This window comes from Marinilabilia salmonicolor JCM 21150 (assembly GCF_000259075.1).
Taxonomy (GTDB): domain Bacteria; phylum Bacteroidota; class Bacteroidia; order Bacteroidales; family Marinilabiliaceae; genus Marinilabilia; species Marinilabilia salmonicolor.
The window spans coordinates 222,504-239,441 of record NZ_AJKI01000011.1 but is presented as its reverse complement, the minus strand read 5'-3'; the positions used below and the strand labels follow the sequence as shown (position 1 = coordinate 239,441).

The following is a 16,938-nucleotide window of genomic DNA, read 5'->3' as shown; positions in this document are numbered from 1 at the left end:
TAGTACAACCAGCCCACCCTCGCTACGTGAGGTAGAAATGATGATGAGCATGATGGTGTACTGAAAAAATCATATTTTTTTCGCTTTTTTGATAATAATATGATACAAAAGTAGGTGCTTTTGAGATAAAATCAAATTTTTTCTGAAAAATTTTATTAGGCCTGGATAATGTCAGATTGTATTAAAGTCCGGCGTGGCGCGCGTATTGCTTGTCCTCTGCTTTGATGTGATTGGAAATCCAGTTCTTGATAAAGTTGGTTACCTCAATAGACAGGAGCATTTTTCCGGTGGAAAATTTCTCATAAAATTCGGTTGCCTTCTCAATGAATTCCCCGTGTTCCTGTTGATGTCTTTCCAGTCCGGGGAAATGAATCGAGCGCATATACTCCTCTTCATTGGAAAAATGCACCTTTGCATAATCCAAAAGCCCCTTTATCAGACCGGTAAGTTTTTCTTTTGAGCTCCCGTCAGCCAGCCCCTGGTAAAAATCGTTCAGGATGGCAATCCATTTTTGGTGTTCCTGGTTCAGGGTTTCATGGCCTACAGAAAGATCTTCAGTCCATTTAATTAGCATTCGCTTTAGTTTTAGATTGTAAAAAAAATGGTGAGGGAGGGAAGCTGCAATTATACAAATTTAAGGAGATGATAGTTGCGGAGACAAGCAATATTTACATAAAAATATCATTGTTTTGAGCTTTATTTTCCTGATGAAGATTTGCTGACGGGGATAATAGTCGGTGAAAATCGTTACTTTTGTGTTTGATAGAAGGGTGGCGTTAATTAGAGTCTGTCCATAAACTAAACGTTTTTCACGTGTTTGAGATAGAAGGTTCAAATTCAAGGCGTGTGAAAAAACTAAACCGCAGAATACTAGTGTCAAGTCAAGTGAAGAATGTCGGGTAAGCCGCCACTATTTTTCACCTTGTGCAAATCAACAAAAAAGTAAGCATAGCCATAGCTACGTGAGTCTTTTTTTTGAGAAGCACAAGGTAGAAAGAGCAAGGTTTGGCCCGTCAGACTATGCTTGACTTGACACTAGTGTATTTGAGGATTTAGATTTTGAGCAACAACGCAGAAGTTGGACTTTATAGACAAACACTAATTAGCCTCTATTAACCAATGTCTTGTTCTGTCAGTTTTAAGTTAAAAAAGATATTATATGAGAATTCTTCAGTTTGTTCCCAATACGCTTACCAGTTTGAATTTGTTTTTTGGTGCCACCGGTATGATGCTGGCTTTTCAGGGGCGTCCTGATCTTACTGCCTGGTGTATTCTGTTAGCGGCATTTTTTGATTTTACCGATGGATTTGCTGCACGCATGTTGAAAGCTTACAGTGATATAGGAAAAGAATTGGATTCCCTGGCCGACTTAATAAGTTTTGGCCTTGCTCCTGCGGTGGCTTATATCAGTCTTTTACATTTTGGGCTGACAGGAAGTTGGACCTTTAGCTTTTTTACTCATAATTTTGCTACTCAACTGCTATTGTTGGCCCCTTTTGTACTGACAGTTTTTTCTGCTCTTCGTCTGGCCAAGTTTAATCTGGATACACGACAGACAGAATCCTTTCTTGGACTTACGACCACAGCTACCGGGATGTTTTCTGTTTCTTTGATTTACCTTATTTATACGAGGGGAGCTAATTGGGAGATGCTCGCGACTCCCTGGTTTGTGCTTCCGGTTATTGTTGTTTTTTGTGCCCTGCTGGTGAGTGAAATCCCAATGTTCTCACTTAAATTTAAGAATTTTCATTTTCAGCGAAACATTTCGCGGTATTTGTTAATCCTGATAGGGTCGGTATCCGTACTTTTCTTTGGAATCGGAGGAATTGCATTTACTGTGTTGGGGTATCTTTTGTTTTCATTGGTAAATTGGTTGCGTAGGGCATAAAAAAGGCCATCTGTTAAAGACAGCCTTTTGTGGGTTATGTAATGCAATTGCCACCTGGTTCAAAACCTTACTTAATGTCTGTCCATAAAGTACCATTTGCTTCGTTACGCATGCCGCCAAAATACTCATCCCGATTGTGCTTTTTGTTGGTTTTCTGTTCAAAAAACCTTACAAAAGCAACTTCGGGACTCCGTTTTTTGCGGCTTCGCAAGCCCCCAAAGAAAAATCGGGGCAGGCTTTGCAACTGGCACTTTCTGACCAGACACATGACTGTTTACAAACTTTCCCGACTTTATAGACAGGCACTATTTAATCAGCTCAAGCTCTTTTACATTTACGTTCAAAGTCGATTTGATGTCGCCATCTTTTCCTTTGTAGCCTTCGCTGGTGGGAACGCCTTCAATCAACACTTTTTTCCCTTTAGTAAGAAATTCCGCCACTTTGGTGCTTTGTCCGTCGTTTTTCCACAATACAGCACGCACCCATTCGGTCCGTTCTACTTTGTTTCCTTGTTGGTCTTTGTAATCCATTGAAACGGCAACATCGAAATTGATGGCTTTCTTTTTGCCTACTTCTTTGATTTCGGCATCATGTCCGAGTGCACCGGACAGAATCATTTTTAACATGACAATTTATTTAAGGGTTAATAAAAAAGGGCATAACTTGTCAGCACTATATGTTTGTAAATCTATGAATTAGTTTTTTAAAAGTCCAGTTTTAGATTGATTTATACATTTTGGTAACGTCTGATGATTCGGTTATTTTAAGATATTTATCATTCATATGCCGCGTTGTTAAATTTATCTTTGTATTTATCTGCTTTATTGTCTTTGGTTTGAATAAAGGAGCTCTTTAAAAGGTGGGATTTTACCTTTCAGAAAAACACATGAGGCTAATTTGACAAAACAGAGTTGTGTTTTTTTAAGGCAGAAGGTCTTTGAATAACAGCCACGGGGCATGTCATGGAGGTTTGGTTCCAGGCATGCAATTTTTTAATAAGAAGTCTGTAAAAGCAGAATCAGCATGGGTTGTTTTAGTGTTAATTGTTTGAAATATATATAATTGTCCGTTTTGTTTATATGGTAGGTTAGTAATTAAAAGAGGCTATAGTTTAAAATTACGTTTTTGCAATTAGAGATTCCTTCCGGCGTTGCCCTCCCCCCTGCGGTGTGGCGTTTTCAATGCGAGGGCTCAGGCCGAAGCAATCTTTAAACATCCACACGCAACTATTAACTTAAGCATTAAAAGATTCTATACAAATGAGAACTAATTATTTATTGTTTTTAATTTTGGTTATGAGTTTATGCTCATGTGAGCACAAGGTGGTCACCCAATCCAATTTGGCTTTTGTGAGTGATGAAGTGAAAAGTTCCACTATTGAAGCTTTGAAAAACAATTATCCGGATCTTGAATTGCGGATTGAAAGAGGAGTGAACCATGCGGCCTCTCTTTGGTATGAGGAGGATGGAACGCCATCTGATTTTAAAGCGTTTTGCGAGGAGCATTTCGTGAGTGATGAGGAAGAACGCAGGATTCTGTTTGATAAGATTAGTCGAAATCTGGAAATCCTGAATGGTCATTTCAATATGATTTCCCTGGAGTTACAGGAACCGTTACATTTAAAGTATGGCGAGATTAAACCAATTGATGAAACTTTTGGTGGGTTTAATCCCTCTGCTCACCTTCAGGAGGATTTGTTCGCCGGGAAAATTGCTTTTGAAGTGGCACTTAATTTTCCGTTTTATTCGCTTTCGGAGAAAAAGGAGTTTGCGAAAGAGTGGACCCGTCTTGACTGGGCTTATGCCAGAATGGGTGATGTTTTTACTTCCAGAATTCCCGCTCATCTGAAGCAGGAGGTATCACGGGTAGGATCCAATTCGGATGTGTATATCAGTCAGTACAACATCTATGCAGGTAATTTGGTGGATGAGGCAGGTAATCGTCCTTTTCCTGAACACATGGTGCTACTTTCCCATTGGAACCTTCGTGATGAATTGAAGGCCAATTATCCGCTCGGGAATGTGGGGTTGCAAAAGCAAAAAATGATCTATCAGGTGATGAAAAGGATTATTTCACAATCGATTCCTAACGATGTCATTAATAATGGCGAGTTCCTGTGGAATCCTTACACAAATCAAGTTTTTGCGAATGGCTCTGAAGTAACCCTCGATTCTGAGCCTGATACGCGATATCAGCAGATTGTTAATAATTTTCGGGCACTAAGAGCAATGGATGCTTATACTCCACTGGATACCTACATTAAAAGAAAGTTTGAAGGGGAAATGGAGATTTCGCAGCCGGAGGTGGAGGCACTTTTTGTTGAGTTTCTGGAATCGGAGGTGTTGAAAGAGGTGGGAACGCTGATCAGTGAGCGGTTAGGACGTCCTTTGGAACCATTTGATATCTGGTACGACGGGTTTAAAGCCCGCAGCAATATCAATGAAGAACATTTGACCGCTCAAACACGAAAATTGTATCCTGATGCGGCTGCTTTGGATTCCGATTTACCTGACCTGCTTATCAAACTTGGTTTTCCTGCGGAGAAAGCACATTCCTTGGGCGAAAAAATTACCGTAGATCCGGCACGGGGCTCCGGTCACGCATGGGGTGCAGCAATGAAAGGACAGCAGTCTCACTTACGCACCCGAGTGCCTGAGAGCGGAATGGATTATAAAGGATACAATATTGCAATACACGAATTTGGCCACAACGTGGAACAGACTTTGTCCTTGTACGATGTGGATTATTATATGCTGAATGGTGTGCCCAATACTGCCTTTACAGAAGCTTTGGCTTTTATCTTTCAAAAACGGGATCTTCAGCTTCTTGGACGATCAGATAAAAGCCCTGAACAAGAAGCATTAAAAACGCTTGATGTGCTGTGGTCCACTTATGAGATAATGGGCGTTTCTTTGCTTGATATGCGCGTCTGGAAATGGCTGTATGAGCACCCCGATGCAACAGCTTCAGAGTTGAAAGATGCTACTGTTACTTTGGCCAAAGAAATTTGGAATAATTATTATGCACCGGTTTACGGGATGAAGGATGAGCCTGTTTTGGCAATTTATAGTCACATGGTAAGTTATCCATTGTATTTATCTGCATATGCGTATGGAAATATCATTGAGTTTCAGTTGGAGCAGTATTTGACGGAACAAGACTTTGCTGAAGAGGTTCAGCGAATCTTCAGGCAGGGACGGTTAACTCCCAATCAATGGATGATGGAAGCGGTTGGAAGTCCCATTGATGTTCATCCTATGATTGAAGCAGCCAAAGAGGCATTGAAACAGATCTGACAGAACAATTATTTCATTTCAAACCGCATACTTCCGTTGAAGATGCGGTTTTTTTCATTTTAGCAGGTTGTTGAAAAATCAAATCAGGAAATATCTTTTATCAATTAAAAACAGAAGTCTGTGGTTTTTTAGTTGACAATGGTAGGCTCTGTGGATATATTCGCTTGAAATAGAAATAATAACAAAATATTAAGCCATGGAGAATAAAATGAATTTTACCGTTTTGTTGTTACTCCTGATGCTCCCGATTACGGTTACCGGTCAGGGATTCCTGGAGCGGGTAGCAAGGAAAGCCTCGGAAAAAGTTGAACAGAAGGCAGAAGAAAAAGCCGATCAAAAACTGGATGAGAAAATCGATGAAGGGTTCAATAGTCTGGAAGAATCTGTAGATAATGGAGAGGAAGAAGCAGCAGCTCCCGGAGAAGAACGTTCGCGCAAAAAAATGAGTGCCCTGATGGAAAAAATGGGTGTGTCATCAGAGCCGGTACCCATTTCAGACAGTTATCATTTTTCCTCTAAAATGAACATGCATTATAAAAACATGGACAATCGCGGACAGGTAACCGATGAGGGCGATGTGGTGACTTATTTATCACCTGGGGAGAAGAATTTTGCATATGAGTTTATCTCCGGAAATCCGTCTCATCGGGAAGGACCTCAAAAGGGCATTTTTATTATGGATTATGCCAATGGAGCCACTATTATATTGTCGGATGATAATGGTGAGAAGACAGGGGTTGTCTATGGGATAAAATTTTTTGATGAGGCCATAGAGGATGATTCGGAAACCTATGAAGAGGAGACAGAGGATTCGGATCTTTATGATTCCCGGTATAAGAAAACGGGTAGAACAAAAATGATTGCCGGTTGTAAATGTGAGGAATATGCGTTTGATACAGAAGTAGATAAAGGGAGTTTCTGGGTGACAAAAGAAGCGGAGTGGAAAGCGAATGATACTTTTTCGTCGATTTTCAAGGCAGGCTTGTATTCACATGGCATATACAACGGGATGATTATGGAGAGTGAAAGTTTAGACAAAGAAACGGGAGAAACGAATATGATGCAGGTAACTGAGTTGAATGATGCTGCATCGATTCGCTTTGTGCCGGGAGATTACCAGCTTACCAATCTGGGGTCTGTAAACTTTAACAATAAGGATGAATCCCCGGAGGATGAGTAAATATAAAAACAGACAGGTCCGGCTGAGGGCCTGTCTGTTGGCTTAAATCCTTTTTTGGGGGGAAGCACACAGGATTTGAGGTCTTTTTATTTTGCAGGGTTAACCCCCTCACTGGTCATGATTATTCTTTTTAGTGTTCCATCGGGGTTATAATAAAGGTAATCTACACAAACAGATCGTCTGAAGCTGCCTCCCTGAGTTGGAATACCGCCATTGTGGTAAATGAAATAATCATTTCCTTTGTACTCCAGAATTGCCTGATGGTTGGTGTTGCTGTTTCCGGCAATTTCATTCAAAATCCCTTTATATTCCCAGGGACCTTCGATGCTTTTGCTCATGGCATATGCTGTTTTCTCAGGGAACTCATAAGCATAGGTCAGGTAATAATAATCTCCTTTCTTATGGATATAAGGGGCTTCAGTGAAATTTGGAAGTCCTTCAACTTCTTTGATGGGACCTGCCAGTTCAATCATGTTCTCTTTCAGTTTTGCGTAGTAGCATTTGGTGTTCCCCCAGAACAGCCAGGGAGTGCCATTGTGATCGATGAAAACAGTGGGGTCTATGTCGTCCCAGTCAATATCAATATCCGTGGTCATATTATTTGTAATAAGTGCGGAACCGATGGCATCTTTAAAGGGGCCTGTGGGAGATTCGGCAACTGCAACACCAATGGCTTTCCCGGCTTTCCCATCCACATCTTTATGATGTACTGTGACGTACCAATAAAACTTTCCGTCTTTCTCAATAACTTCTGCTGCCCATGCATCTCCGCTGGCCCACTTAAACTCAGTGACAGGGAAGGCAGATTCCTCTCTCCAGTTAACCATATCTGTGGAGGAGTAGATGAGCCATTCGTTAAGATTGTAAAAGTGAAAATCGTGCGCTGCTTCGTCATGGCCTGCATATAGATAAACGGTGTCATTGTGAACAATGGCAGCCGGATCGGCGGTATGCTTTTCTGTAATAACGGGGTTTTGTGCATTTACCTGCAGGCTAAACCCCAGAATTGCTGTCCAAATCAGAGATCTGTTTTTTAATTTCTTTATTGCCTTCATGACTCAGTTTTTCAGTTTCTTTCACAAGATTAAAGAAAATTGATGAGTCATCTGATGGCCCAAAACAGAATTACCATTTTGTCCTCCTGAATTCATTATTTATACCGGTGATGGTATGGTGTTAAGCAACAAAAACTGAATGGAAGCAAAAAAATTAGCATTATCGTTTTATGCTGCCCCGGGAGAAAGAAAACCAGATTCCTGCAATTGCAATAAGTGCAAAGGTGATAAAGCCATATTGCATGGCTATCAGAAATGTTTCGTTTTCTATGATATCTACTGCTTTGCCGCTAAATAAAAGGGCAAAAAAGAATGTGGCAATTGTCATGCTTGTTATTTGGCCCACTACACGCATAGTTGCCGCAGTTCCTGAGGCCAGACCATATTTTGTTTTATCGACAGAACTCATGATGGTGTTCATGTTGGGTGAGGAGAACAGTGCAAAGCCAAGACCGACCCAGATTAGCAGGGCTACGATTCCCCAAAGTGGTGTGTTTTCATTCAAAAAGGCAAAGGCAGCCAGTCCCAGCGTGCACATGGTCATGCCAATGGTGGCCAGATAACGGGGTTGAATTTTATCTGAAGCGCGTCCTGCAACCGGCGAAAATACTGCCATCATGATGGGTTGCGCTACGAGGATGATGCCTGCATCCCGGGGACTTAACCCCTGGATTTTCTGGAGATAAAGGCTAAGTAAAAAGACAATGGCAAAAGTGGCGCTGTAGTTGATAAGCGCGGCGAGGTTAGAAAAGGCAAACAGTCGGTTTTTTGTGAATAGTTCCGTCTGAATTACTGGGTTTGTTGACCGTGATTCAATGCTCCAGAAAATGATTAATGCAAGCACTCCCAGTGCCATAAGGGTCCATCCGGTAACCTCGGGAATAATGGAAGAGCCATAAACCAATGATATCAATCCGGCTATATAAAATATCAACCCTTTAAGATTAATTTTTTGAGGTTGAGAATCTTTAGGCACTTTATCTTTTCCGAGGAAAACCCAGGTGATGGTCACAACCAGAATTCCTATTATAAAAGATGTATAGAAAATAGATCTCCAGCCAAGTGATTGGGTCAGAAGTCCTCCTGCAAATGGACCAAAGGCAAGTCCCAGATAAACAGCAGAGGTGGATATTCCTAAAACTCTTCCGCGTTGATTTATGGGGAAGCCGGACACTAAAATGGCCGGACCGGTTGTGCTGGATAGTGCGGCCCCGGCTCCCTGCATTAGTCTGAAAATGATTAGCCAGAGCCCGGATGGAGCCATAGCGCAAAGTAAAGAGGAAATGGTAAAAAGGAGCACCCCCGCTTTGAACAATCTTCGAATGCCTGTTAAATCGCCCCAGCGTCCTACCGGAAGTAACAGAATAGCCATTGCAAGAAGAAATGCAGTAATGACCCAGCTGAGGGTTACGGCATCCAGTCCGAAACTTTTTTCTATGGCCGGCAAAGCAATGTTGATGGAAGAAATTAAAAAGGTTCCCATGAACGAGGTGATGGCTACAATTGCCAGGATGGATAGTTGTTTGCGTGTCCAGGTCATAAAAAAGATGATTGTTCCTGACAAATATAGAAACAATCATCTTAATTAAAAGAAACCGGCATTATTGATATGGTTGTTATTTACCAATAAAACAGGGTTCCGTCGGCTTTGCGGTTGACTGGCAAGCTTGCCGGATTGTACGGGAATTTTTCTGCCGCTTCTTCGTCAATGTCCACTCCAATTCCGGGAGTGTCGTCAATGTACATGTAGCCGTCTTCAAAAGTGTAATTGGTTTTGAATACCTCATTGACAATTTCTTCATGAGGCATGTACTCCTGGATTCCGAAATTATTGATGGCAAAATCGAAATGCAGTGCCGCAGCCATATTTACCGGGGATAAATCGGTGGCCCCATGGAATCCTGTCTGGACATGATAGATGGAGGCAAATGCGGCCACTTTTTGGAGATGCGTGATTCCTCCCCCATGTACAATCGGCATCCGGACAAAATCGATGAGCTGTTTTGAGATAAGCGTCGTATAATCATATACAGAATTGAAAACTTCTCCAATGGCGATTGGGGTTGTTGTGTGCTGACGAACAATTTCTAACCCTTCCTGAAGTTCGCCTGTTACGGCGTCTTCCATCCAATAAAGATGAAATGGCTCCAACTCTTTTCCCAATCGTCCTGCTTCTATGGGCGTCAGACGGTGATGAACATCGTGTAAAAGAAGAAGGTCTTCACCGAAGTGTTCTCTGACTTTGCTAAACAGTTTAGGAGCCCAGTTTAGGTATTTGTGCGTATCCCAGAAGTCCTCCTTAGGAAGTCCCTTGCCGGCAGGTTCATATTTTTCCCCTTTTTTGGCCACCCCGTAAGTGTGATCCAGTCCGGGAATTCCCGATTGCACGCGAATGGCTTTAAAGCCCTGATCAACTTCGTGAGCTACACTTTCCAGTGCATGATCCAGATCTACCCCGTTGGCATGGGCATATACCATTACCCGGTCCCGGCTTTTTCCTCCCAGAAGATTGTAAAGAGGGGTGTTCAGCATTTTGCCTTTGATATCCCATAATGCCATGTCGATGGCGGATATGGCAGTCATCGTAACAGCACCTCTTTTCCAATAAACACCACGGTAGAAATAATGCCAGATGTCTTCGATGTTCCGGGGGTCTTTCCCGATCAGCGCAGGAATGCAATACTCCTTAAGGTAGGTTGCTACTGCAAGTTCCCGTCCATTAAGTGTTGCATCGCCCAAACCATATACGCCTTGATCGGTATATATCTTTAAAGTGACGAAGTTCCTGCCGGGGGAACAAACAATCACTTTTGCATTGGTAATTTTCATGATATTTTTTTTTGATGTTTTAGAATCAGCTGGCAGGACTAAAATCCAATGGAGTTTCCTCCGTCAACAGGCAGGACAGCTCCTGTGATGTAGCTGGCTGCATCCGAAACCATGAACAGGGCTGCAGAGCCAACTTCTTCCGGATTTCCCATCCGTCCCATCGGCGTTCGTGAGAATACCTTTTGCTTGCGTTCGGGGTCACTGTCCAGCGCTTTGCCTGACATTTTTGAATAAATGAATCCGGGGGCAATGGCATTTACCCTGACTCCCTTTGGAGACCACTCCACTGCCATGGCTCTGGTCATTCCTTCTACTGCCGTTTTTGCTGCGGTATAAGCGATTACCTGCGGTATCCCGTAAATGGCTGCCATTGAGCTGATATTGAGGATAGCGCCTGATTCATGCTTAATCATTTTGCGGGCGACCTCTCTGGATAATGAGAAGATTACATTTTGGTTGATTTCGATGACTCTTTTGAATTCTTCATCTGTGACATCCAATGCGAATTTTTTGAGATGGATTCCTGCGTTATTAACCAGGATGTCCAAATGCCCGTATTTTTCTTCCAATGAATTCACCAAAGCAGGGATCTTATCCAGTTCTGCCAGGTTGAAGAGTTCATAACCGGATTTGTCTCCAAATTCATTTTTTGCTGCATTCAGGTTTTCCTCATTCAGGTCGATGATGATGGTGAAAATTCCTGCATCAATAAATGTTTTGGTAATTGCTTTTCCCAGGCCGGTGGTTCCACCTGTGATGATTGCTGTTTTTTGCTTTGTCATAATTTATACGTTTTAATTATTAAACTCTAACCTGCATTATTCACAAATTATCTATTGCGATGTCCAACTATCGACAAAATACCAGCGTCCTCGCTAAATATGATTTAAAAATAGGTCACTATTTCCTGCGCCAAATTTGCCTGTGGTTGCTTGTATTTCTTGATATTTGAACATCTCATAACGAAAACTTATGAATAAAGCAGGCTAAAGAAAATAGGCTGCCTTCTGAATCCAGATTCCTATTCACCGTGTGGACGAACGGTTGATTAGTTTAAAGTCCAGCGATTCTTTTTTTGTGGTTTTAATTTTGTTTTGAATCAGATCGATGATGGTTTCAACTGCTCTTTCCCCCATTGCAATCCCCGGATATTCCACTGTGGTGAGTTGTGGTGTAAATAGTGAAGCAAAAGGATCATTGTTGAATCCGGATACCTGAATTTGACCTGGTATTAGAATGTTGTTACTTTGAAGATGGTTGATAATGGCAATGGCGCAGGTGTCATTGGCCACAAAGATCCCATCAGGCAATGGGTGCATTTGAAGTATCTTTGCTGCAGCCCGGATTCCGTCTTCAACGCCCAGATTGGTTTGCCAGAGGTTGTCGGTTGAGTAAGAGAGGTTAAATTCTTTAAGTGCAGCTTTGAACCCTTCCAGTCGTTCTTTATATACCCTGAGTCCGGTGTTTCCGGTAATGTGAAGCAACCGGGTGGCTCCTTTTTGTAACATGATTCTTGTTAGTTCGTAGCCTGCCCGATGATTGTCAATGGTAACACTGCTGAAAGGATGTGGATCTAAAGGGGCTCTGTCAAAAAAAAGTACGGGAATACTTTTGGCTAAAAAAGGTGCAAAATGTTCTATGTGGCCTGTCTCTGCAGATGTTGAGACCAACAGCCCATCCACCCGGTGGTTAAATAGCAGTTGTGCACACTCTTTCTCTTTTTCCAAAGTTTCGAAAGACTGCATTATGATGAGGTGATACCCCAGTTCTACTGCCGATTTTTCCATCCCGGCAAGAACGGTTGACATGAAATTACTGTCCAGTCGCGGAACAATAACGCCCAGAGTGAAGCTCCTGCTGGTTCGAAGACTGCTGGCAAGAGCATTGGACCGATATCCCATTTTTTGCGCAGTTTCCTGGATTTTTTGACAGGTCTTTTTGCTGATGGAAGGATGGTTTTTTAATCCTCTGCTTACCGTGGCCGGAGACACTTGCAACGCTTGTGCTATATCGTATATGGTGACTTCCTTTTTTTGCATTTTTCTAAAGTTCTGAAGTGCAAATGTAAGAATAATGATTCGCTTTGCGCAATCGATTGCGTAAAATAAAATATTTTTTAACTTTGTGCAGAATCCGGCAAAAGAATAGTAAATTGGAATCAGTTCTCTGCTGAAAAAAAATCGCTGATGAAGTGCAAAAAGTTGGTTATTAATTTTTTATTGTTGTCTTTCATGGCTTTAACTGCTGCAGAAGGGCGCTCCTATTGGAACTCAGAACTTTTTTTCCGGGATATACCTGTCGGTCAGGGCTTGTCACAATCTTCTGTCTATTGCATGCTTCAAGATGATAAAGGGTTTATATGGATAGGAACAAAGGATGGTCTGAATCGTTATGACGGATATGAGTTTCTTTCCTACAAATACATTCAGAATAACCCGGAATCTCTTTCCAATAATGAAATTATTTGTCTCGAAAACGATCAGAATAAATATTTGTGGATAGGTACCCGAAGTGGTGGTATCAATAGATTGGATTTTGCGACAGGTGATATCACCCGGTTCAATAATCTCACCTATGATGATTTGGTTCAGGATCTTGAGACTGACAGTCTGAATAATTTATGGGCAGGTACTTCCGAAGGGTTATTGTTGTTCTCTGCTGATGAGACAGGAGAGCGAAATATGATTCGAAACGTTTCTGAAACGGCTAGATATTTTAATTCGGAAGGAAAGATATTTGAACCCGGGAAAAAAAATATTTCTATTACTGTGATTCAAGAAATTCGCGAAGGAATTTTGTTTGTTGGGGGTGAGGAAGGCTTGTTTAGATATGATATTAAAAGGAATGAGTTTACTTCCATTTCGGATCAGACGTTGGGCGTAACTGTGTTTACTTCGATTGTAGTCGATGAACAAGGAAATGTTTGGGCAGGTTCTTATGAAGGACTGTTTAAAATTCCTGAAGGAATGATTACTGAGCCCGGGGTCGAACTTGAGCATTTCTACACTGGTGCATCGTCGGTTGCACAGAGGCTTGAAGTTGATTGGGTTGAAGATCTTGCTTTTGATCATTTGGGAAATTTGTGGGTTGGATCCAGGGGGGGAGGCCTCTTTAAAATCTCTAAAGACCGCGTAAGTGCGCAATATAAATATGTGCAGGGAAATAATGCATCTCTTCCCGATGACCTTATCAACTCTTTGATGATTGACCGAACCGGTATTCTCTGGATAGGAACTGAAAGTAAGGGTTTGACTTATTTGGATCTTTATTCCAGAGGCTTTCATGTTATTCGTCCCGGGAATACGCCTGATAAAGGACTTAGTGATAATCTGGTAACTGCCATTACCGGAATGGATGAACGTCTTTGGGTGGGTACAGCGGCCGCAGGGATAGATGTTTTTTCTACTCAGAATCAAGGGATATCCAAAAGAAATAATATTTCCCGGGTTTACTTCGATGATGAGCAATATACCAGAGAAGTTATGTCCTTATTGGTCGATAGCGAAGACGAGTTGTGGATCGGTTCGGCAAGCAACAGGGTGACTGTTTACAATCAGGCAGAAGAGTCTAGAAATTATCTGGTAAATGGTTTTGTTTTTTCATTGTTTGAAGACTCAGATTCCCGGATTTGGTTTGGTACCTGGGGGCGGGGATTGGGGTTTATTGACAAGAAGACTGACCGTGTGGAGGAATATTATGGAACGGCCGCCAATTCTTTGGGGTTGAGCAGTGATAAAGTGTTGTGTGTTTTGGAAGATTCCCGGGGGCTTCTTTGGATAGGTACAAAAGGTGGAGGAGTGAATGTTTGTAGTAAAGAGAAAGTTGTCGCTAGAACCGGCGAATTTGTAGCTTACAAAAACATTACTGGAAATGCGCTCAGTTTAAGCTATAATGATGTTTATGATATATGGGAAGATCAGAACGGAGAAATGTGGCTGGCTACCGGAAGTGGGTTGAATAAAGTCTTATATGATGAGTCATCAGGACTTACCACATCTGCGGAAAACGGACAGCTAACTTTTCGATCCTATTCAGAAGATGATGGATTAGCCGGAGGTCTGGTTCTTTTTATTGAGGAGGATAATCATGGTTACTTATGGCTGGGGACTAATAAAGGAATATCCAGATTCAATGTTGAAAAAGAGGTTTTCACAAATTATGGAGTAAACAACGGGTTGCCATCCGGTGAGTTTCATGTCAATGCGTCTTACAAAGATCCGAATACTGGAGTAATGTATTTTGGGGGTGTTGACGGAGTTGCGGTTTTCCATCCCGACAGTATGCGGTCTAATCCCTTTCCTCCAAAGCCTCAGATTACCGGACTGCTTTTGCATAACAATCCGGTCTTTCCGGGTGAAAAGGTGAGCGGGAAGTATATTCTGGATAAAAATATTCCTTATACGGATCATCTTACATTGTCTCACAGGAATAATGAGGTTACTTTTGAGTTTTCGGCACTTCATTTTTCCAATCCGGGAGATATAAAATATGCTTTTCGATTGAAGGGCTTTAACGAATCATGGCAGGAGACGGATAGCGAAAACCGACGGACTACTTACACAAACCTTCATGAAGGTGATTATGTTTTTGAAGTTAAAGCTACAGACTGTGCCGGGGAGTGGTTTTCGGAAACGGCTTCCATTCTTGTGACCATTAAGCCTCCATTGTGGAGAACAGGCTGGGCCTATTTTGTTTATTTTGCACTGGTCGTTTTCTTGTTGTTTACTTTTAGAAAGTATTCCCTTATTGGTGCCAAGCAGAAAAACAATCTGATTATTGAGAGTATCCAACACAGGAAGGATAAGGAGCTGACTGAAGCAAAAATGCGCTTTTTTACCAATATATCCCATGAAATCCGTACTCCTCTTACCTTGATTCATGCCCCTCTTCAGGAAATTTTGAACAGAAATGATTTAAATAATGAGGTTTACGGTACACTTTCAATAATGCATCGGAATGTGATGCGTCTGTTGAACATGGTGAATCAGTTGCTTGAGTTTCGAAAGATAGATACCGGGCATTCTGAAGTAAAACCTGTAACGTTTAATCTTTTGACCTTGTGCCAGGATACCCTGGCTGCTTTTAACTCTTTGGCGGATCAAAAGGATATTGAAGTTTGTGTTGAAGCGACTGAAGAGTTATGGATTACTTCAGATGAAAAAATGATTTCCACAGCATTGTATAACCTATTGTCTAACGCAATGAAATTTACTCCATCCGGAGGCAGAGTCTCTCTTCAGTTGGAGAATTGTAACAATGGGGACTTGCCACACGGAGAGCGAAAGGTGATGGTGCGTGTTTGTGATACCGGACCAGGAATTCCCGACCATTTGCTTACTAAGGTTTTTGAAAGGTTTAGTCAGGTGAAAACCGGAGAACACTCACATTTGGGCGGTTCCGGAATCGGGCTTTCTATTGTAAAGGAGTTTGTTGCTTTGAACGAGGGAGAAGTAAGGGCTTACAATCGGGAAAAAGGAGGATGCTGTTTCGAAATGATATTGCCTGAAAGTTCGGGAAGTGCAGAGATTACGGAAAGTGAAGGGTTTCTGTCTGCGAAGACAGATGAAAGAAATGATTCCGGGTTTGTTGTGGAAACGGTTTCAGAAAATGATTTTTCCACGAATGATGAAGAAAGGGAAAAGCCGGGAATGTGTATTGTGGAAGATGATCATGAGTTGGCCAACTGGTTGGCAGGGGTGTTCGAAAAGGAATTTAGGGTGGATGTTTTTTATGATGGAAAAGAAGCATTCCCCGGGATATTATCCAAAATGCCGGACATCATTATTTGTGATGTAATGCTTCCCGGAATGTTGGGCACCGAGCTGACTGAAAGTCTTAAAAAGCGTTTTGAAACCAGTCATATACCGATAGTTCTGCTTACTGCAAAAACCGGGGATGACAATATGTTGGAGGGGCTTAAAACCGGCGCTGATAGTTATATTACCAAGCCGTTTAATGTTAATATCCTTAAAGCTCAGGTTGGTTCTCTTGTTAAGTCAAGGATGGCTTTTAAGCAAAATTTTGCAGGGAAATTATCTCTTGAGCCTTCTGAGGAGTTAATTACTCCAGCAGACGAAAAGTTTTTGACAAAACTTATGGAAGTAACAGAAAATAAGATGGGAGATCCTTCTTTCGATGTATCGGTACTGGTGGACGAAATGCATATGAGTCACTCTATTATTCTTAAAAAGGTAAAGTCAATGACAGGGCTTTCTCTGGTGGAATTTATCCGGTCGATGAGAATAAAGAGGGCTGCCCAGATTTTCAGACAGGACAAGCTATCTGTTTCTGAAGTAAGTTTTATGGTAGGGTTTTCAGATCCCAAGTACTTTAGTAAGTGCTTCTCCAGGCAAATTGGTAAGAAACCAACAGAATATATTAAGGATCACCACTTGTAATGTTGATAATTAGTTCATAGCAGATTGCTTTGCCAGGGGGTAATAAGGTAGGATAAATTGTCAGATTGTTGTGGGATGCTGATTATGAACGTAAGGTAGCTTACAAATATTTTGCCGATGGCCTTGCTGGTCGTGATGTTAGTGAGGACTTCACCGGTGAACTGGAAGACTAAATTTTTGATGATACTTTAGGTTCCTTTTAAGTAAAGGCCTGTCGGAATTTTCCGGCAGGCCTTTTTTGATAGGTTGAAAGATTTTGGTTCGCTTCTGTCACCAACGAAATGAGCCACTT

11 protein-coding genes are annotated in these 16,938 nt (G+C 41.8%); 4 read left to right on the top strand and 7 right to left on the bottom strand.

Going from position 1 to position 16,938, the window contains the following annotated elements:
* Positions 1-181 precede the first annotated feature (181 nt).
* A complete protein-coding gene (locus tag W7W_RS0108135) occupies positions 182-574 on the bottom strand; it encodes a bacteriohemerythrin (RefSeq protein ID WP_010663304.1) in 393 nt (130 codons plus the stop codon).
* Between the two features lie 585 nt (positions 575-1,159).
* On the opposite strand from W7W_RS0108135, the gene W7W_RS0108130 reads away from it, so the two are divergent.
* The gene (locus tag W7W_RS0108130; protein WP_010663303.1) at positions 1,160-1,888 is read left to right on the top strand and encodes a CDP-alcohol phosphatidyltransferase family protein; all 729 of its coding nucleotides are present in this window, start codon (positions 1,160-1,162) and stop codon (positions 1,886-1,888) included.
* 305 nt (positions 1,889-2,193) lie between these two features.
* Here the strand turns inward: W7W_RS0108130 and W7W_RS0108120 are convergent, their stop codons facing one another.
* Positions 2,194-2,514, bottom strand: coding sequence for a single-stranded DNA-binding protein (locus tag W7W_RS0108120; protein WP_010663301.1), 321 nt, complete (start codon positions 2,512-2,514; stop codon positions 2,194-2,196).
* A gap of 633 nt (positions 2,515-3,147) precedes the next feature.
* Between W7W_RS0108120 and W7W_RS0108115 the strand changes: the two genes are divergently transcribed.
* Positions 3,148-5,184, top strand: coding sequence for a hypothetical protein (locus W7W_RS0108115; protein WP_010663300.1), 2,037 nt, complete (start codon positions 3,148-3,150; stop codon positions 5,182-5,184).
* A gap of 196 nt (positions 5,185-5,380) precedes the next feature.
* Entirely contained in the window at positions 5,381-6,364 is a 984-nt protein-coding gene (locus W7W_RS0108110; protein ID WP_010663299.1) for a hypothetical protein, read from the top strand.
* Between the two features lie 86 nt (positions 6,365-6,450).
* Here W7W_RS0108110 and W7W_RS0108105 read toward each other — a convergent pair whose 3' ends face one another.
* The 5 genes from W7W_RS0108105 to W7W_RS0108085 all read right to left on the bottom strand — a co-directional run bounded on the left by W7W_RS0108105 (position 6,451) and on the right by W7W_RS0108085 (position 12,287).
* Positions 6,451-7,419 carry a glycoside hydrolase family 43 protein gene (locus W7W_RS0108105; RefSeq protein WP_010663298.1) on the bottom strand — a complete coding sequence of 323 codons (969 nt, stop codon included), beginning with the start codon at positions 7,417-7,419 and terminating at the stop codon, positions 6,451-6,453.
* Positions 7,420-7,579: 160 nt separating this feature from the next.
* Positions 7,580-8,959, bottom strand: coding sequence for an MFS transporter (locus W7W_RS0108100; protein WP_010663297.1), 1,380 nt, complete (start codon positions 8,957-8,959; stop codon positions 7,580-7,582).
* A gap of 80 nt (positions 8,960-9,039) precedes the next feature.
* Positions 9,040-10,248 carry a D-mannonate dehydratase ManD gene (manD, locus tag W7W_RS0108095; RefSeq protein WP_010663296.1) on the bottom strand — a complete coding sequence of 403 codons (1,209 nt, stop codon included), beginning with the start codon at positions 10,246-10,248 and terminating at the stop codon, positions 9,040-9,042.
* A 38-nt stretch (positions 10,249-10,286) separates the two neighbouring features.
* A complete protein-coding gene (locus W7W_RS0108090) occupies positions 10,287-11,030 on the bottom strand; it encodes an SDR family NAD(P)-dependent oxidoreductase (protein WP_010663295.1) in 744 nt (247 codons plus the stop codon).
* A 243-nt stretch (positions 11,031-11,273) separates the two neighbouring features.
* On the bottom strand, positions 11,274-12,287 hold the full coding sequence (locus W7W_RS0108085) for a LacI family DNA-binding transcriptional regulator (RefSeq protein WP_010663294.1): 1,014 nt from the start codon (positions 12,285-12,287) through the stop codon (positions 11,274-11,276).
* A gap of 147 nt (positions 12,288-12,434) precedes the next feature.
* On the opposite strand from W7W_RS0108085, the gene W7W_RS0108080 reads away from it, so the two are divergent.
* The gene (locus W7W_RS0108080; RefSeq protein WP_010663293.1) at positions 12,435-16,646 is read left to right on the top strand and encodes a hybrid sensor histidine kinase/response regulator transcription factor; all 4,212 of its coding nucleotides are present in this window, start codon (positions 12,435-12,437) and stop codon (positions 16,644-16,646) included.
* Positions 16,647-16,938 lie beyond the last annotated feature (292 nt).